The 17,318-nt window shown below is 64.2% G+C and carries 15 protein-coding genes and 1 tRNA gene; 5 read left to right on the forward strand and 11 right to left on the reverse strand.

What is annotated here, in order from left to right; translation table 11 throughout:
* Positions 1-63: 63 nt before the first annotated feature.
* Positions 64-1,461, forward strand: coding sequence for a beta strand repeat-containing protein (locus ABF990_RS12520; protein WP_415492161.1), 1,398 nt, complete (start codon positions 64-66; stop codon positions 1,459-1,461).
* Positions 1,462-1,952: 491 nt separating this feature from the next.
* A complete protein-coding gene (locus ABF990_RS12525; protein ID WP_415506629.1) occupies positions 1,953-4,424 on the forward strand; it encodes a glycosyltransferase in 2,472 nt (823 codons plus the stop codon).
* Positions 4,425-4,475: 51 nt separating this feature from the next.
* Here ABF990_RS12525 and ABF990_RS12530 read toward each other — a convergent pair whose 3' ends face one another.
* On the reverse strand, positions 4,476-5,465 hold the full coding sequence (locus tag ABF990_RS12530; protein ID WP_415506630.1) for a rhamnan synthesis F family protein: 990 nt from the start codon (positions 5,463-5,465) through the stop codon (positions 4,476-4,478).
* A gap of 164 nt (positions 5,466-5,629) precedes the next feature.
* Between ABF990_RS12530 and ABF990_RS12535 the strand changes: the two genes are divergently transcribed.
* The gene (locus ABF990_RS12535; protein WP_141376020.1) at positions 5,630-5,899 is read left to right on the forward strand and encodes an HU family DNA-binding protein; all 270 of its coding nucleotides are present in this window, start codon (positions 5,630-5,632) and stop codon (positions 5,897-5,899) included.
* A 277-nt stretch (positions 5,900-6,176) separates the two neighbouring features.
* On the opposite strand, the gene ABF990_RS12540 is transcribed toward ABF990_RS12535, so the two are convergent.
* From ABF990_RS12540 to ABF990_RS12565, 6 genes are all read right to left on the reverse strand, one after another.
* On the reverse strand, positions 6,177-7,478 hold the full coding sequence (locus tag ABF990_RS12540; protein WP_415500818.1) for an MFS transporter: 1,302 nt from the start codon (positions 7,476-7,478) through the stop codon (positions 6,177-6,179).
* A 310-nt stretch (positions 7,479-7,788) separates the two neighbouring features.
* Positions 7,789-7,863: transfer RNA gene (locus ABF990_RS12545), tRNA-Gln, on the reverse strand.
* 107 nt (positions 7,864-7,970) lie between these two features.
* Positions 7,971-8,579, reverse strand: coding sequence for a TetR family transcriptional regulator (locus ABF990_RS12550; RefSeq protein ID WP_415491984.1), 609 nt, complete (start codon positions 8,577-8,579; stop codon positions 7,971-7,973).
* A 55-nt stretch (positions 8,580-8,634) separates the two neighbouring features.
* Complete coding sequence (proC, locus tag ABF990_RS12555; protein WP_415500819.1) at positions 8,635-9,495, reverse strand: pyrroline-5-carboxylate reductase; 861 nt, start codon at positions 9,493-9,495, stop codon at positions 8,635-8,637.
* On the reverse strand, positions 9,496-9,996 hold the full coding sequence (locus ABF990_RS12560; protein ID WP_415491986.1) for a YbjN domain-containing protein: 501 nt from the start codon (positions 9,994-9,996) through the stop codon (positions 9,496-9,498).
* A gap of 76 nt (positions 9,997-10,072) precedes the next feature.
* Positions 10,073-10,357 (reverse strand): accessory factor UbiK family protein, encoded by a 285-nt coding sequence (locus tag ABF990_RS12565; protein WP_415491987.1) that lies wholly within the window; start codon positions 10,355-10,357, stop codon positions 10,073-10,075.
* A gap of 351 nt (positions 10,358-10,708) precedes the next feature.
* On the opposite strand from ABF990_RS12565, the gene ABF990_RS12570 reads away from it, so the two are divergent.
* Positions 10,709-11,605: a DnaJ C-terminal domain-containing protein gene (locus ABF990_RS12570; RefSeq protein ID WP_415491989.1), complete on the forward strand. Its 897-nt coding sequence runs from the start codon at positions 10,709-10,711 to the stop codon at positions 11,603-11,605.
* A 127-nt stretch (positions 11,606-11,732) separates the two neighbouring features.
* On the opposite strand, the gene ABF990_RS12575 is transcribed toward ABF990_RS12570, so the two are convergent.
* Positions 11,733-12,191 carry a hypothetical protein gene (locus ABF990_RS12575; protein WP_415491990.1) on the reverse strand — a complete coding sequence of 153 codons (459 nt, stop codon included), beginning with the start codon at positions 12,189-12,191 and terminating at the stop codon, positions 11,733-11,735.
* A gap of 227 nt (positions 12,192-12,418) precedes the next feature.
* On the opposite strand from ABF990_RS12575, the gene ABF990_RS12580 reads away from it, so the two are divergent.
* The gene (locus tag ABF990_RS12580; protein WP_415491991.1) at positions 12,419-12,709 is read left to right on the forward strand and encodes a hypothetical protein; all 291 of its coding nucleotides are present in this window, start codon (positions 12,419-12,421) and stop codon (positions 12,707-12,709) included.
* Positions 12,710-12,756: 47 nt separating this feature from the next.
* On the opposite strand, the gene ABF990_RS12585 is transcribed toward ABF990_RS12580, so the two are convergent.
* From ABF990_RS12585 to ABF990_RS12595, 3 genes are all read right to left on the reverse strand, one after another.
* Complete coding sequence (locus ABF990_RS12585; protein WP_415500823.1) at positions 12,757-13,509, reverse strand: 2OG-Fe dioxygenase family protein; 753 nt, start codon at positions 13,507-13,509, stop codon at positions 12,757-12,759.
* Positions 13,510-13,539: 30 nt separating this feature from the next.
* Positions 13,540-16,302, reverse strand: coding sequence for a mechanosensitive ion channel domain-containing protein (locus ABF990_RS12590; protein ID WP_415500820.1), 2,763 nt, complete (start codon positions 16,300-16,302; stop codon positions 13,540-13,542).
* Positions 16,303-16,611: 309 nt separating this feature from the next.
* A complete protein-coding gene (locus ABF990_RS12595) occupies positions 16,612-17,265 on the reverse strand; it encodes an RDD family protein (RefSeq protein ID WP_415491993.1) in 654 nt (217 codons plus the stop codon).
* Positions 17,266-17,318 lie beyond the last annotated feature (53 nt).

The following is a 17,318-nucleotide window of genomic DNA, read 5'->3' on the forward strand; positions in this document are numbered from 1 at the left end:
CAAATCATCCACAATGCCTGTACCCATGCCGGTCAGCAGGCAGGAAACGAACGGAGACGTGACGTGTCCATTATCACTGTCGTAGGAGCGTCCGGGGGAACTGTGCAGGTTACGGTTGACGGTGCGCAGAACGCAGCACTGGTAACCCAGGGCACGACCCTTTCCAATACGCTTGCGGGTGTCATCACCACGCTCGATACCCGCAAGCTGGGGCTGAGTGCCACGTTGTCGAGCCGGACCAACCAGGCGGCCTACGGCGTGATAACCGCTGGCGGGGCCTACAACATTGTCGGCAATGTAAGCTGGCTGACGGTCGGTTCCGATTCAGCAGCCACACCCGGCGTACCGCTGAATGACGCCGTAACGATCAATGCCGCAGGCAGTACCGCGAACACCACCATTCTGGGTGGCACCAACGCCGGGATTACCCTGCAGGCAGGGGATCAGAATGGCACGTTTTTTGCCGGAACGGGCAATAACCAGTTTACCGGGCAGGCGGGCGACTGGTCTGTCACGACCGGCAATGGCAATGACACCATTACCAGTGGCGACGGCAACAATACCATTGCCGCGGGCCTTGGCAGCAACCTGGTCGACCTGGGGCTGGGTGTCAATTTCGTTTATTCCACCGGGCAGGATACCATTACAGCTTCTGGCGGTGTGCAGACCGTAAGCCTTGAAGGGGCGGGTTCGACCGTTGTCCTGGGCGACAATTCCCTGGTTATCGACAGTGCCAGTGGGCAGAAAATTACCGTCGGGGGTGCGTCCACCGTGGCGGGGGGTGTGTCGGACAGCGTGACCTTCACCGGTCAGGACGGAACGGTGGAAGGGGGGCTGGGCAGTACCATTTCCGCGACATCCGGCAATCTGCAAACTTCCAATACGGATGCGGCCAATATTACCGTGCTGCAGGACCTGACCTTTATCGGCGGCACGGGGCAGACCCATGTTACGGCGGGACACGCCACGATTTTCGGCTCCAACGGGCTGGATATGACCTTTGACATGACAAGGGATGTCACCGCCGACATCGACAACGTGTTTGCCGCCAATGGCGGAAACATGACGCTGGACGGTGCATCCTCGGCTTTTGGCATTCATGCTTTCGGTAATAATGAAGGCACCACCGGGGCGCAGACTTTTGTTGGCGGTGCGGGTGCCGATACGCTTGTCGCAGGTGTGGGGGATGCAACGCTGACAGGTGGCACGGGTGACGCCAATATCTTCGGGTTTCGTGACCACGTGGCCGGGGGGGACTATACCATCACCGATTTCGGTGCCGTAGCCGGCAACTCGGTCCTGCTGGTGAATTACGATTACACCCACGCGTCGTTCCAGACCGATGTGCTCGACCATGCTGTGCATAGCGGTGCAAATACGACAATCACGCTGTCTGACAATAGCAAGATCACGTTTGTCAATGTCGCGTCGCTGAACGGTCAGTCCTTTACCGGGTTCTGATCGGGCGGCACATATGCCTGCGGAGCGTGGGACAGACAATACGGGACTATAGACGTTTTTTCTGACAGTTTCAGATATCGGCCGGATATCGCAGGACTGGCGTTGCCGGGGTGGAGTGTGGCGTGTCGCAGCACGAACGTGGAACACGGTTGCCCCCGTCATATGGAAAAAATGACGATCCTGGAAGGCAAGAGTCAGCGCTGGTCGTCAGCTACAGGGCCAGCGCGCAGTTGCAGGCCCTGCGTGCGCGGGATGCGGGCTGCCAGGTTGTAACGGCATCGCCCGGCCAACACACAGGGGGGACTGGCTTCCGCCGCCCCTTTCATGCCGCGGGACTGAAAGCACGCGGGCGTCGTGTTTTGGGTCTTTGCTGGAAAATATACGAAATTTATACAATCGAGGGTGCAGGCGGGGTGGGCTTCAGGCTTTCGCGCCGCTTCGGCCTGGCGTGGAAGCGTGGCAGTGCATCCAGCCCCATCGGGCGCTGGTACATGGCCCGCTCCGCGCGACAGACGCAGGCACGCCCGGTGGGGCAGGATCATGCCAGTAAGATGCAGGCAGTTTTTCTGGCGCCCCTTGCCCCCGCCCGGATACAGGACCTGACACCGCGCATGCTGCTGGTTGCGGAACTGTCGCTACGGCAATGTGCGAAATATCGTGTCTGGCAAAAGGAGGAACAACTCTGTGCGCTAGGCTGGCAGGTGGAGGTCGTGGACTGGCGGCAGACAGAACAGGCCATGTCGGCGCTACAGGCCTGCACGCAGGTGATTTTTTACCGGGTTCCGGCGTTCGAGGCGGTAAACGCCCTGCTGGCGGAAACCCGACGGCTGGGCCTTTCCCCCTGGTGGGAGGTGGACGACCTCATTTTTTCTGCCGCCGATTACCGCCGGAACGGGAATCTTGACACTCTGGGTGCGGCGGAGCGTGCGCAGCTTCTGTCAGGTGTGCGCCTGTTCCGTTCCTGCCTTCTGGCCTGCGACCGGGCCATAGCGTCCACCCGTGCTCTGGCGGGTGCCATGCGCGGTGCTGGCATGGCGCATGTGACGGTTATTGAAAACGCACTGGACGAGCAGACAATCGCCATTGCCGGGCATATTCTGGCACATGGCCCGCACCGCCGCCCGGATGGTGAAATCCGCATTGTCTATGGCTCGGGCACCAACACGCATGATGCGGATTTCAGGTCGGCGGCGGGGGGAATTCTGGCCGCCATGCAGGCCGAGCCGCGTCTGAGCCTGCATATTATAGGCGAGTTGGGCCTGCCCGAGTCGTTCCGGGCGCTGGGTGGGCGGGTCAAATGCCAGCCCGGGCGGGATTTTGCGGCCTATATGGCGCTGCTGGCACAGGCCGATATCAGCATCGCCCCCCTTGAGCCCACAGCGTTCAATGACGCGAAAAGTGCGATCAAATTTCTAGAAGCCGGTATTCTGGCCATACCCAGTGTCTGTTCGGGGCGAGACGCGTTTCTCTGCGTTGTGCGGTCGGGAGAAAACGGGTTGCTTGCCGATACCCCGCAGGACTGGTGCCAGGCTTTGCTGACGCTGGCGGCCGACGCCCCCCTGCGGCGGCGGCTTGGCCAGCAGGCCCGGCGCGACGTGCTGGCCCGGTCCAGCCCGGACGCCATAACCCGCACACAGGTCGAACCGGCTTTTGGGCGTATTGGCCCCGCAACACCAGATCCACGGACCCTGCGTGTTCTTTGCGCCAATGTCTATTACGCGCCGCAGTCCTTTGGCGGGGCGACACTGGTGGCGGAGGAAATGGCGGCCCATCTTGCACGCCAGCCGCACACGCAGGTCACGGTCTTTACCTCCCGCCCGGACTTGCCCGGCCGGGGACGGGCTGCGCTGCGGTATGTCGCGAACGGGCTGGATACGCTGGCGGTCAGCCTTCCACCCGGGGCGGATGCCATAGCCGCTTTCGATAATACCGAGGTGGCGGAAGAATTTGCCCGCTGGGTGGAGGCCTGCCGCCCCGATATCGTGCATTTTCACGCCATGCAGGGGTTGGGTCTCGGCTGCGTGCGTGTCTGCATGGAAAAAGCCATTCCCTATGTCATGACCCTGCACGACGCCTGGTGGCTGTGCGCGCGCCAGTTCATGGTGCAGGCGGATGGCCGGGTCTGTTCCCAGACAGTGATAGACCCCCGCCTGTGTCAGCTTTGCATACCCGCACCATACCTGCAGGCGCGCCATGACCTGATGCACGCAGCCCTGCGGCAGGCGGCCCTGCTGCTGGCCCCAAGCGAGAGCCACCGCGCCCTGTATGTGGCCAATGGCGTCCCCCCCGCGCGCATAAGGGTGAACAGCAACGGGTTTGTCTGGCCCGCGCGCGCGCGCGCTCCGCGCCCGACCGGGCGTGTGCTGCGGTTCGGCTATGTTGGCGGGGTCGATCACGTGAAAGGCTACACGCTTGTGCGCCGGGCGTTCGAAAGTCTTGCCCGGGCGGACTGGGAACTGGAACTGGTGGACAACACGCTCAATCTGGGGCTGCACTCGCTCGGCACACGGTCCTGGCGGGTGCGGGGCCGGGTTGTGGTGGTGCCAGCCTATACACGCGCGACCATGGACAGTTTCTATGACGGCATTGATGTGCTGCTCTGTCCATCGCAATGCCACGAAAGCTACGGCCTGAGCGTGCGCGAAGCCCTTGCGCGGGATGTCTGGGTTGTTACGACCGATGCGGGCGGTCAGGCGGAGGATGTGACACACGGGATGAACGGCACGCTGATCCCGCTGGATGGCAGGCCCGAAACCCTGCGTTCAGCCCTGGAACATTGTCTCGATTCCCCAGTCATCCGGGGTTATGCGGGCAACCCGGACCGGGCGCGGCTGGGCACATTTGCCCGGCAGTCGGCCCAGCTTGGCCAGTGGCTGCGCGTGGCCGCAGGCAAGGCCACCAGCCCCGATTATGGTGAAAACCCGCAAGGCGTGCGTGTTCCCGCCGGGTCTGGCGTCAGCTGACAGCCTTGTGGGGAATGGTTCCGCGGGCACTGGCCATATTGCCGGGGGCGGTCACGCGCCATGCATAACCTTGGTCGGCCAGACCCGGGCCAGCCTGTCTGCTGCCATGCCTGCCGCCATGTCCGCCGCATTGACCGCCCGATACAGCATGCGCGCCTTTATATTGGGCTGCGGCCGCTCCATCTGGTGCCTTGGGGCCGTGGCAGGGGCCTGCACGCGGTGGTGGCTTGCGCCGGTCAGAGCGGTGTGGGCGGTCCGGGCCTGTTCCGTGACCCAGCGCGGGTCGAACAGCGTGCCGGGCGGCAGCGCGCGGGCCCAGTGCCGCAGGCCGGGCAGGGCGAACGGGTTGTCCCGCAGCAGTTCACGCTTGATGAAGGGCACCTGCCCCGACGTAACCAGTGAGCGCCAGCGTGCATGCATGGGATTGGTGGCGGGCAACAGGCGCGGGTGTGGCGCATCCAGATCGCTCCATGCCGCATGCAGGGGAAAGCCGGCCTTTTTTATGGCGGCGGACAGGCCCAGTTCCCCGTGGCGGATAATTTCGTCCCGTGTCATGTCGGCAAAAGGGAGTGCGAACACCCGCCGTACCGGCCCGGTTTCCAGCACCGCACGGGACAGCAGCATGAACCAGGATTGCAGATGCCCGCCCCCCACGCGGGACGCCACCATACCCCAGGCCGGGTAATGCAGGCCCACCCTGCGGTGCAGGAACCGGTCCAGCGAACAGAACGGTCCATACACGCTGTCATTGGCCAGCAGCACATGGTCCGCGCGTTCGATCACGCGCGCGTGAAGCAAAAATTGCCATGCCCCGAAGTCAAGCCCGCCATTGGGGCGTATCCATGCGGTTATCTTGTTTCGTTTTAAAAATAAGTCAGTTTCTTTTTCAATATAGTTCGAACCCGATAAAATAACGTGTGTCACGAACTCGCACCGGACAATGCTCTTCAGGTAGAACCGGGTGGCGGGGGGAAGGTTTCCGTCGGGGGCATGGGCGGCAAACAGGCAGGCGGCAGAAGGGGGGGCAACTGTGTCTATCATGCTACACATTCCCTTTTTGCTGTTGCTACCGCGAGGAATCGAAAACAGACTCGTTTTTTAAGTTGGTTTTTTATCGAAATGTGACTAAAAGCCCTTAAAGCACAAATGTGGTAGCTAAATTATTATTTTGACCTTAATTCTGTCTGAGGGGAGCCAGAAACTCAATGAGCAAGGCCTTTATTGCAGCAGTGATCCAGGATTCCATCAACTGCACTGGTGTGGCCGCTAATCAGGCAGCGAACGACCTTATCGATGCCATCGTGCAGGAACTCAAGCGCGAAGGTGGTTTTACCCTGCCCTCTTTCGGCACGTTCACTGTCCGCAAGACCAAGGCCCGCAAGGCGCTGAACCCGCGCACGGGTGAGCCTGTAAAGGTCAAGGCCGGCAAGACCGTTCGGTTCAAGGCCAGCCCGAACCTGAAAAAAGCCGTTTGATCTGAGCCCCTTTTTCTTTTCAAGGCGGACATTTCAAGACCAGAGCCGTGCCGGGTTTAACTGGCACGGTTTTTTCGTATCCGGGCCTGTTCTGGCCTTCCCGGTTCTGGCCTTCCAAGTTCAGGTCTCCGGGTTTCGGCCTGCCTGGTTCTGACTTTCCGGTTCCGGTTTTCCGGTGTGGCTTCCCGGTCTGGCTTTCCGGGCCTGTTCGCCGGTCCGGCTCCCATTCCGGTCTCTTCCGGTCTGGTCCGCCGTCTGGTGTTCCTGTCCCGTCGGGTTACACGGTATCGGGGGTTATGGTGTCCAGCCGGTCCAGTTTGCGCAGGCCGGGGACCATGGCCATCCACACGCCCGTAATCACCAGCGTGCCCACACCGCCCAGTACCACGGCGGGCACAGGCCCGATCAGGGTGGCAAGCATCCCGCTTTCGAATTCGCCAAGCTGGTTGGACGATCCGATAAACAGCATGTTCACGGCCGATACGCGTCCGCGCATGTCATCGGGGGTGCCAAGCTGCACCAGTGCGCCGCGTATCATCATGCTGATCACGTCAGCACCGCCCAGAATGGCCAGCATGATGACAGATGTGCTGATCGAGCGCGAAAGCCCGAACAGGATCGTGGCTACGCCGAACACCGCGACGGATGCAAACATCCACAATCCGGTATGCCGCTCCAGCGGGTGGCGGGCCAGCACGGCGGCCACCCCCAGTGCGCCAATGGCGGGGGCCGCACGCAGCAGGCCAAGGGCGAACGGGCCCGCGTGCAGGATATCGGTGGCGAACACCGGCAGCATGGCTGTGGCCCCACCCAGCAGCACCGCGAACAGATCGAGCGAAATCGCGCCCAGTATGGTGGGTTTGCGCCGCAGGAAGGCAATGCCCCCGAACACGGCGGCAAGGCTTGCGGGCTGGCGCGGGCGCGTGGGGGCTACCAGCGTCATCGACCATGTGGCGACTGTCGCAACCCCGAAGCCCAGCGCGCATAGCGTGTAGCACGTATCCGCCCCCAGTCCGTACAGCAGCCCCCCGACGGATGGCCCCGCGATACTGGCCGCCTGGAACAGGGAAGACGACAGCGCAGAGGCGCGCGGGAACAGCGCAGGAGGCACCAGAGAGGGCAGGAATGTCTGCTGTGCCGGCATTTCGAACGCCTTGCAGGTGCCAAACAGCATGACCAGCCCATAGATCATGTGCGGGGTCAGGTGTTGGGTAAACGCCGCACAGGCGACAATGGCGGTGGCCAGTGTTTCAATTGCCTGACAGGTCATGACAATGCGGCGGCGGTTATGCCGGTCGGCCGCGTGCCCGGCAGGAAAGATGAACGCCACCATGGGCAGGAACTGCGCCAGCCCCACAAACCCCAGTGCGGCGGTGCTGTGGGTCAGCGCGTAAATCTGCCAGCCTACGGCGACTGCGAGCACCTGTGTCGCAAATGCGGACAGGGCCCGCGCCGTCAGGGCGGCGACAAGACCGGGCTGAGCCAGGAGGGAGGACGAAGCGGGGAAAGACCCGGAGGACGCCCCTTGAGCGGCCCCCCGGGAAGACCCCTGCGCGGATCTGGGGGAAGGGTCAGGCATGGTGGCATACCTTAAAGCACGATGGCGCAAAAAAAGAAGTACTGCCTTCGCGTATTTGCGGCACGGGCCATGCGCACGACGCGGCCATGGCTGCGGCGCCAGCCTGCGCGGCCAGCAGGGTGCCGGTTCAGGCAGGGGCCGTACACGAAGTTATGAAAGAGTTATGAAAACCAGCCTTTTCGTCTGTTCGTCCCGCCGCAGGGCCGCGCGCTGCTGGCTGGTACGGCCATAGCCGCGCTGAAAAGGGGGGCAGGACCGGCCATGCGGCAGGTAATGCAAGGTTATGGCGGGGGATGGCAAACAGGGTCTGTGGCTGGGGCGGGAGGATTCGAACCTCCGCATGGCGGAATCAAAATCCGCTGCCTTACCGCTTGGCTACGCCCCAAAAAGACAGACCTGTCAGGTGCATCCTTTTATGCCGAACACCCGGCGTTCGTAAAGGCCGGGTGGCGGATAAATTCAGCCGGTGTGTCAGCCGCGCGGCGCGGGCGCTCAGTCGGCCGGCAGATCGGGCAGGCCGGTGTCCTCAAGGGCCGCGGCCTGTCCGGCGGGGAACAGGCCGAAACGCGCCGCCTTGTCCAGCCCCTGCTCAAGGGCTGCCATGGTGCTGCCCATATCGGGGCTTTCATCCTTGTCCCATGCCCGCAGGGTATGCGCCCATATGCCCACGACCATGTTCACGCGCGCCAGCCCGCCAAGGCCGGGTGTGCCAATGCCCGCGGCATCGGCCATCCAGCGCATGCTCTCCAGCGTGGCACCCCCCAGCAGGATCGCCATGGGCGGGTCCAGCGGCAGCGTGCGCAGAACGGAGCGAACGCCATGGCGGTACTGCTGGAACACGTCCAGCCTGCGCATCAGCAGGTCAAACAGGCGTTCGCGCGCACTGCCGCTGATCATGTCGTCCGACAGGGCGGCATTGTCGGCCATGCGCCCCAGCCCCAGCAGGACGGAGACCCGGAACGGAAAGCGCTGCCGGGCTTCGGCCAGGGGCAGGCCTGCGGCCCGCGCCGCGTCCAGCACCGAAACGCTGGCCCACCCTTTTTCTTCCGCCAGAGTCATGGCGGAGGCAATCAGGGCGGTGTCGAAGTCATCATGATCCATGGTGGAAACCTGTCAGCGCGAGAGAGCGGTCGAAAACGGGGAACATGCAGGCCAGCTAGCCTGACAGTTCCTTGGCCCGCGTCACGGCCGCGGCCACGGCGGCCGACGTGGTGGCGGGCCACGCGTCATCGGCCATGAGAACGGCCAGTGCCGCGGCCGTGGTGCCGCCGGGGCTTGTCACGTTGCGGCGCAGTTCGGCGGCGTCGGTCGGCAGGGTATGCAGCATGCGGCCCGCGCCATAAATGGTCTCGCGCGCCAGAATGCGGGCGGTGTCTTCGGGCAGGCCCTGCTCCACCCCGGCTTTTGTCAGCAGTTCGGCCAGCAGGAACACATAGGCCGGCCCGCTGCCAGAAATCCCGGTTACGGAATCGATCAGCCCTTCCGCATCCACCCACACGGTTTCGCCCACGGCGCGCAGCAGGCTTTCGCAGTGGCGCTTGTGTTCGGGCGTGGCCTCGGGCGGGGCATACAGGCCGCTCATGCCCGCCCCCAGCAGGCTGGGGGTGTTGGGCATGGCGCGCACGATCACAACCCCGGTGCCTGCGCCATAGACGGCTTTAAGGCTGGCAATGGACCGCCCCGCCATGACCGAGAGCAGCGTGGCGGCGGGAAAACGCGCGGCCAGGCTGTGCAGGGCGGGGTCGGCTTTCTGGGGTTTGACCGCCAGCACGATCACATCGGGCGTGAAATCGGCTGGCACGTCCTCTATGGCGCGCACGATGCGGTGCGGTGCGGGCAATGTGTCGCGGTGGCGGTCCACGATCACCGAAGGGGCCAGCCCCTGGGCCAGCCAGCCTTCCAGCATGGCTCCGCCCATCTTGCCCGAGCCCACCAGCAGGATGGACGGCAGGGCGGCGGGCGTTACGGCCGTGCCAGACGCTGTGTCGGGGTGTGTATCGGGGAGTGGTGTCGTCATTCAGGCTTCTCCCTGGCAGTCCAGCAGGGCCATGGCCATGGCGTCGGCCGTGTTCAGTCCATCCATGAGGAAGAAACGGAAGGCTGGATAAAATCGTTCACATTCGTTGAGGGCGATATCGATCATGTCTTCAAAAATATCGGCTGCCAGTTCCGTGCCGCGCAAAAGCAGCGCATGGCGGAAAAGCAGCACCCCGTCTTCGGTATCGAGGCTGAAATGGCCAACCCACATCTGTTCGTTCGCCAGGCCGATCAGTTCATACAGCGCGGTTCTGCGCGCCATGTCGGCCCGCAGGTCGAAGGCGCAGGTGAACAGGACGGTGCCCAGTTCCGCCGACCAGGAAAAGAACAGCCCGTAATCGCACCAGCGTGCGGGGGCTTCGGCGGCCATTTCGGTGGGTGTACAGCGGTCGAAGGTCCACCCCAGGCCAGCGATCACCTGTTCCATGAGATCGAGCGGGTTGCTGGCGGGGGGCGGGGTATCGGTCGTCAAGGCTGGCATGGCGGTACTCCGTGCCTGCGGGGGAACAGGACAAATAAGGCGCAAGGGGCCCCAGCCGTGCCCGGCGGGGCCGGGTTCAGCCATGCGTGTGCGTGTGGCCGACCTTGTGCTCCAGCGCCTGCACGCGCTCTTCCAGGGCCTGCACGCGGCGTTCGGCTTCTTCCTGCCCGATGCGCGCACGCGCGGCCAGTTCGCGCATGACCTCGAACTCCTCACGCCGGACAACCTGGAGGTTGGTCAGAACCTCGTCCACCCGGCTGCGCACGATGGCGTGGATTTCCTCACGCAGGCCGGTCAGGGCGGAAACGGCACCCCCGGCCACACCGGCGAGGTCGTCGAAAAAGCGGGGTCTGTCAGCCATGGCCGGGTCTCTCCATTCAATCCGTTACGCGGCGTGGTCCATGGGACCGCCCCGCGCGCCCTGTATCTTCGGGCTACCCAAGGATAAAGGGAAGTGCGCGCGGATACCATGCCCTTGTTTGCATCTTTTGCGCCAATGGGGCGTGTGGCGGCCCGGCAGGGTGCTGATGCGAGGTTTTTTGATGGCCGCTTTCGCGCATGATCCATTGACCGTGTCGGCGCGCATTCCCATTATCATATCAAATCATTGAAAAAAAAGCGATGATGGCGGCAAGGTAGCATACACGGCGCGCCACAGGGCTTGGAATGGAGAAACCGGTTTTATGAACAACAGTGTCGGCGGAGGTGCGGCGTGAGCGTACGTGACCCCTATGACGTGCTTGGCATTGCCAAAACCGCCAGCCAGGATGACATCCGCAAGGCGTACCGCAAGCTGGCCAAGAAATACCACCCCGACCTCAACCCCGGCGACAAGAAGGCGGAGGAGGAGTTCAAGGCGCTCAACCAGGCCAATGACCTGCTATCCGACGCGGACAAGCGGGCCCGTTTCGACCGGGGCGAAATAGACGCCGCCGGTCAGGAACGCGCCCCGCCGGGTTATGGCGGTTACGGCGGCGGGTTTGAAGGCGGGGGTGGTTTTCCCCCCGGCGGCATGGGCGGCTTTACGGAGGAAGACCTCAGCGGGCTGTTCGGCGGCATGTTCGGCGGGGCCGCACGCGGTCGCCGCGCGGGGCCGCGCAAGGGGGCCGACGCCAGTTATTCGCTCAAGGTCAGCTTTCTGGACTCCGTCAACGGCGCCACATCACGCATCACCCTGCCCGATGGCAACACGCTGGACGTGCGCATTCCACCGGGGATCGAAAACGGGCAGACCCTGCGCCTGCGCGGCAAGGGTGGTCCCGGTTCACAGGGCGCGCCCGATGGAGATGCGCTGATTACCGTCACGGTGCTGGCGGACCCCACCTATACGCGCGAAGGGGCCGACCTGCGCGAAATCCTGCCGGTCGATCTCAAGACCGCGGCACTGGGTGGCCCGATCATGGTGCCCACGCCCACCGGCACGGTCAGGATGAATGTGCCCGCCGGGTCCGACAGCGGCACGGTGCTGCGGTTGCGCGGCAAGGGGGTGCAGGCGCACGGGTCCAAACCGGCGGGGAACCTTTACGTCACGCTGGAGGTCAGGATCGGCAAGCCCGACCCGGCCCTGCGTGAATTTCTTGAGAACTGGACCCCGGCCACAACCCCCTGACGGCGGGGCCGAAAAAGCGTGGAAAAGGGCCGGGCGGGGTTTTGCCCGGTCCTGTATCGGTCGCGCCCAGCCCCGACGGAGCCGGGCTTTCAGCCGTGCCCGGCCCCGGCGTTCCCCTCGCGCCGTTTCAGGGCGCGGGTGTTTCGACCCGATACAGCGGCAGGTCCATTTTGTGGCCGTCCCTGCTGGTAATGATCAGCCGTGCGCTGTTTTCTGACACGAGCATGAAACTGGCATGCAGGTTGTCCTGCGCGCCTTCCCATGTGGTGCCGCTGACACGGGCCAGCGCGAAACGGGCCTGCCCCACGATTTTGGCGTAGTCATCCGGCAGGGCCAGCAGCAGCCGGGCGGCCGGGCCCAGGGCGCGGTTGCTCATGACCCGGATCGGGTAGGTCATGGCCAGGACGGTCCAGGTGCCGTTGAACATGGCCTGCGGGTAGGACACCGCCGCCGCAGGCGCGGCCTGCGTCTGCGCGGGGGGGGGGCCGCCCTGCCCGTCTGGCGTCGGCTGCCCGGCGGCCATGGCATGACAGGCCGGGAAAACGGCCAGCGCGCTCGCGGCCATAAGTGCGGTAAAACGGGTCATGCCGGCTCCGTAAAATTTCAGCATCCGGCCTATGTGACCCGTGATGGGGGGTATCGTCCAGTGCAAGCGCATTGGGACAGGCTCCGTAGGCGGTTCCGCCGCTGTGCCGGCTGGCGCGAAAACACAGGTGTACTTGACGGGGGCCGCCTGCGTGCTCCACATACAGGCAGGGTGAGCCAAAACACCCGCACGGATCTGCATTGCAAAAAACGGGGGACCACCAGACCATGAGCGACCAGCCCACGCCTGATGCCGCACCCGTTCCGACAAGCCCGCCCGCGCCGACTGCCGGGCAGGAGACTGTTTCCATGCTTGCCGCAGACAGCACATCCGCCGCACGGGCGTCGGGCACGGTCTCGGGCGTTCTGGCGGGCGGGGCGTCTGCCTCCCCTTCCCCCGAACAGGCACCATCCGGCCTGATCGCAGTGCATGAAGTCGCCCAGATGGCAGGGGCCATCGTGTTCGTGTTCTGCTTTCTGGCCCTTGGGCTGCACGCCATTTCCTACGCGGGATACTGAACGGCCCACACCCGGGGCCCGCCAGGTGCCGCCGCAACGGGCCTGCGCTATTCGTGGCGCAGGGTCAGTACCAGCACGTCGCGGTAGGCGGGGCGCGCAGGGTCCACGGGCACGACCGGCGTAACCCCGTGATAGACGCGGTTGTCGTTCACGAAGGCTGTATCCAGCGGGTTGGTGAGCGTGAAGCTGCCCACCAGGTCACGGCTCATGTCGTGGATCGATGTTTCCCCGCAATCCACGTTTTCGCGCCGCACCATGGCCACGCAAACCCAGTCCACCCCGTCGCGGTGCAGGCCTTCGGGGGTGGGCTGGCCGCGCATGTCCATGCTGGCCTCTATGCGGAACTGGTGCATTTCCCCGTGCCATGACAGCGGGCGGCGATCGGGCGGGGTCAGGTCGGTGGCGACATGGTAGAGCAGGCTTAAAATGGCCTGAAGCGCTGGATGTGCCGCAATGCCGGGCAGAACCGGTTCGAACCAGCGTTCCACCCCGCCATTGAGCGTATTGTAGTCGCGGCTCTGGTAATGGGGCTGGTTTGGCTTGCGCAGCATGTCATGCGCACTGAGCGAGAACGTGGCGTAGCGCCGCCGCCGGTACCGCCCGCCATCGGCCATGTAGCGATCTTCGCCAAGGTCGTTCCAGCTTGCGGCAAAGCTTTCCCAGTGTTCAAGACCAAGGCGTTCCAGCAGGGGGCGCAGGGTCCGGGCCTGCACGAACGCGAAGCCGCCCTGTTCCAGCGGCGCTTCGATCTCCTGCGCTACCGTATCGGCCACGGCGGGGGGGAGTGGTGCAGGCGGCATCAGCGGTTCGTGCGATTGCGCGGCCATTGGCTAGCCTGCCTGCGGGCCGCTGGCGGGCCCCCTGTCGGTGGGGGGCGGTGGGGATCGCGTGCCGGTGGGCTCGGCCCCGTGCGCGGCAAAGACCTCTGGCGGCAGGTTGTCCAGCGCAAGATGCATGGGAACACCGGGGGGTGAAGTGGAATAGCTGGTGGGAGTATAGAACTTGATCCCCGCATCGGCCATGAGCGAGGCAATGCGGCGGTAGAATTCGCGCTGCACCTTCCACTTCATCATGGGGGCCGTGCGGATGATGCCGATCATGACGGCACCGTTCCCGTCCGAGTGGTCCACGCCCAGATCGGTGTAGTCGGACAGGATCAGGGCGCGGAAATCGTCTTCCTTGCGCATGGCGTCGATGGTCTTTGTCATGATCTCGACCACCTTGCCGGAATCCTCGCTCAGGTCCAGCGTCTGGCGGACAATGATCTGGTTGAACCCGCGCGCCGTATTGGCGATGGAGGTCACGGACGAAAACGGAATGATATGCAGGTCACCGTCGAAGGCCCGCACCCGCAGCGTGCGGATGGACAGGTGTTCCACCGTACCCGCGATGCCGGCCGCCGTCACCCAGTCCCCCACCTGTATCGCGTCCTCGGCCAGCATGAAAAAGCCGGTGATGACGTCCTTGACCAGACTTTGCGACCCGAAGGACAGCCCCACGCCCAGAATACCCGCGCCGGTCAGCAGCGGGGTGACGTTGATACCGATCTGGGACAGTGTGGTGACGGCGACAAAAATGATGATGACCGCCAGCAGCACCGTGCGAATGATCGGCAGCACCGTGCGCAGGCGTGCCGCCCGCCCTGCCTGCGCGTTGGAGGTATAGCGCGAAATCTGCTTGTTCAGGGTGTGGTTCACCACTTCCCACGCCACGGCGGCCACGGTCATGCCCAGCACAAGGCTGAGGGCCGCCCCCATAAGCCGCAGGCCAAGGGCGGATACGAAGAAGAACCGCACGGCAGGGGCACCCCAGCTCTGGGCCAGGCACACTGCTGTGGCAAAGATGATGATGGTGGTAATGATCTTGCGTACGAACGGGTAATAGAAGTCAGCCCGCTTCTGCAGGTCGGGATACTGGGCCTGCATGGCGGGGCTGACCCGGAACAGCCGGTCCTGCAGGCCATAGGCCAGCAGGGCCAGAATGCGCGACAGCGCCAGGCAGGCAAGGCTCAGGACCGAACCGCGCAAAATCCACTGGTACCCGCCTTTGAGGTGGGCGGCCCACACGAACCACAGCGCCATGTCGAGAAACATGATCGGCACCCACCACAGATGGGCCAGCGTGCCCACAAAGGCCCATAGCGCGCTCTTGCTCTGCCTGTCGGCCGAAGGCTGGAGCGAACGGGCCACGATCTTGCGGATGCGCCAGATAAACGCCGCGATGATCAGGTGCTGGATCAGCACCACGGCGCGCAGCATGGCGTCCACCCCGCGCTGGGCCAGATCGAACTCCTCCCCCAGCGTGGACAGGCAGATCATGATGGAGGGTGCTGCGACCAGAAAATTCCACCAGCGCGTCATCAGCCGCGCCGTGTCGTCCTGTGCGGGGATCAGGCGGATGGAGGGGGAATGTGGAACCAGCGTGGTTTCCACCACCAGATACAGCACACGAGCTATGGCGTAGGCGTTGATCAGTGTCAGGGTTACGGTGCGGGCCTGGGGCGTGGTGGTCAGGAATTCCGCCCCCAGATAGCCCAGCAGCACGCAAACCCCGACCGGCAGCAGCTTGATGAGGAAATGCAGCGCGTTATACGGCACGCGAATAAGGTAGCGCAGCACCTCGTTGCCGCGCCGCTGGTCGGTTTCACGCGCCTGGGTGGTGTCGGCGTCGGAGGCGTCGGTATCGGCAAGGCTGTCCGCGTCGGCGCCTTCCGCCTGTCTGGCCAGGTGCCGGTTTTCACGCGCTACGGCATACCGCGTGACCGCAAGCAGCGGCTTTTTCAGCGCGATACTGGTCCCGCGCTCAAGCAGCAGCGCCACGGCAAGAATCAGGATGGCGCGGCTGAACGCATCGATCAGCGTCTGACGCGAGCCGGGGGTGCGCAGCTCGGTCCTGAGCCACGTGCCCACAACGCCCAGATCGGTGAACAGGTTGGTGAAATTGCGCACATACCCGCGAAGCCCGTCATGCAGCCCGTCCAGTTCGGAATGCACGGAACTGTCGATGACAAGGGGTGTCGTGGCGGAAGCGGGCTTGGCGGCGGGTGGCGCGCTGGCCGTGTTCGTGGCCGCAGGGGGAGCAGACGGGGGAGCCGCCGGTGAGGACAACCGGGCCGGTGCGGTGACGGGGGCCACCGCAGGGGCTACCGGCAGGCCCTTGGCCATGAGTGTCAGGGTCTTTGTAAAGGCTTCACGCTTTTCGGGGTCGTTGAGAACACCCAGCAGTTGCTGTGCGTCCTGCTGCGTCAGTCCTCCGGCGGCGGTGGCATGCGTGGTTCTGGCGGGGTGTGGTGTGGTCGGGGTTCCGTCGTCCCGGCTCCGCTCGCTCGGCTTCTGGTCATCCTGCGTCGGGTCATTCTGCCTTTGGTCATTCTGGCCGGAGGGGGCAGGGTCCGTGTCGACGGGTGCCGCGTCGCTTGCGGCCACGGCTTGCGCCAGAGCCACCTGGGGACGCGTTGCGCACAGGCTCAGGCAGCACGCGATACCAACCCAGAGCAGGGCCGCCAGCCGCTTTCGCCCGAACACCGGCCCCGGCCGGGGTGTCGTGGAACAGGGACGGGAGGAAAGTGTCTGGTCCGGTGTCGTGACCGCCATTGTGTCGCATATCCTTTTCTGGCTGACCGAAGGCCGAAAATGTCATGGGGCACCGTATGGGCCAAATCTGGCCGTATCAAGACACAAGCGGCGCACCGTACCTCTGTGGGTGGTGGTTATGCCATGCGGGCGCCCGCTCCCGTGTATCCGCCCCTGCGTATCCGCGTCATGTGCGGGGCCTGCGGGCTTGGCCGTGCAGCCGGTTCTTCACGCGGTCCCTGAGGCGATGTCTCAGGAGGGCGGCAGTCTGCCCCCGGTCGAGCCCGTGGTTGACCCCGTAAGGCGTGCGGTCCTCCGCCCCGTATCGTATCAGGGTTGCGGCTGGAACGGGGTTATGCGTGAGACATCCTGCCGGATGACCAGCGTTTTGGCCACCAGGTCATGCAGACCCTGCTTGCGGCGGGTAAAGGCCACCATCAGCACCCCGATATACAGCAGCGGAAAGGACAGGAACGCCTTGACCACAAAGCGGAGGGCCGCGCGGGCAAGGCTGATCCGCGCGCCGGCAAGTGTGACCACCTTGAGCCTGCACAGGATTTTACCCGGTGTGGCGGACAGGGCCGAGGCTTCGAACAGAATGCAGTAGAGCGCTGGCACAAGGGCCAGGATCACGCTGGCATTGTGCCAGTTGCCGGTATGGATATGCGGCAGCAGGACCGAAATTGTCTCGGGCCGGGGCATGGCCGACCCTGCGATGGAGGCAATATCCACCACATCCATGGTCTGGCCGGTGCTGTCGCCGGGCAGTTCCTGCCACTGCACAGTAATGTCAGGGGCAATGAAAAAGCCCAGCGCCGTCTCCACCATGCTGAGAATAATGGCGTCGATGACAAAGGCCCAGACACGCCACCAGAACCCGGCGTAAACCCATATGGGGTTCTGGCCATTGCCCATGGTGTCGCCAAAGGGCGCGGAACTGGTGGCGAAGGACTGGTTGCCCCAGCCGGGCGGTGGGTTGGTCATTGTGGTATGCTTCCTGTCGCTCTGTGTCCTGGCTGTACGCGGTGCGGCCGACA

The sequence above is a fragment of the Acetobacter sp. genome (genome assembly GCF_047723915.1).
In the GTDB taxonomy this organism is placed as follows: domain Bacteria; phylum Pseudomonadota; class Alphaproteobacteria; order Acetobacterales; family Acetobacteraceae; genus Acetobacter.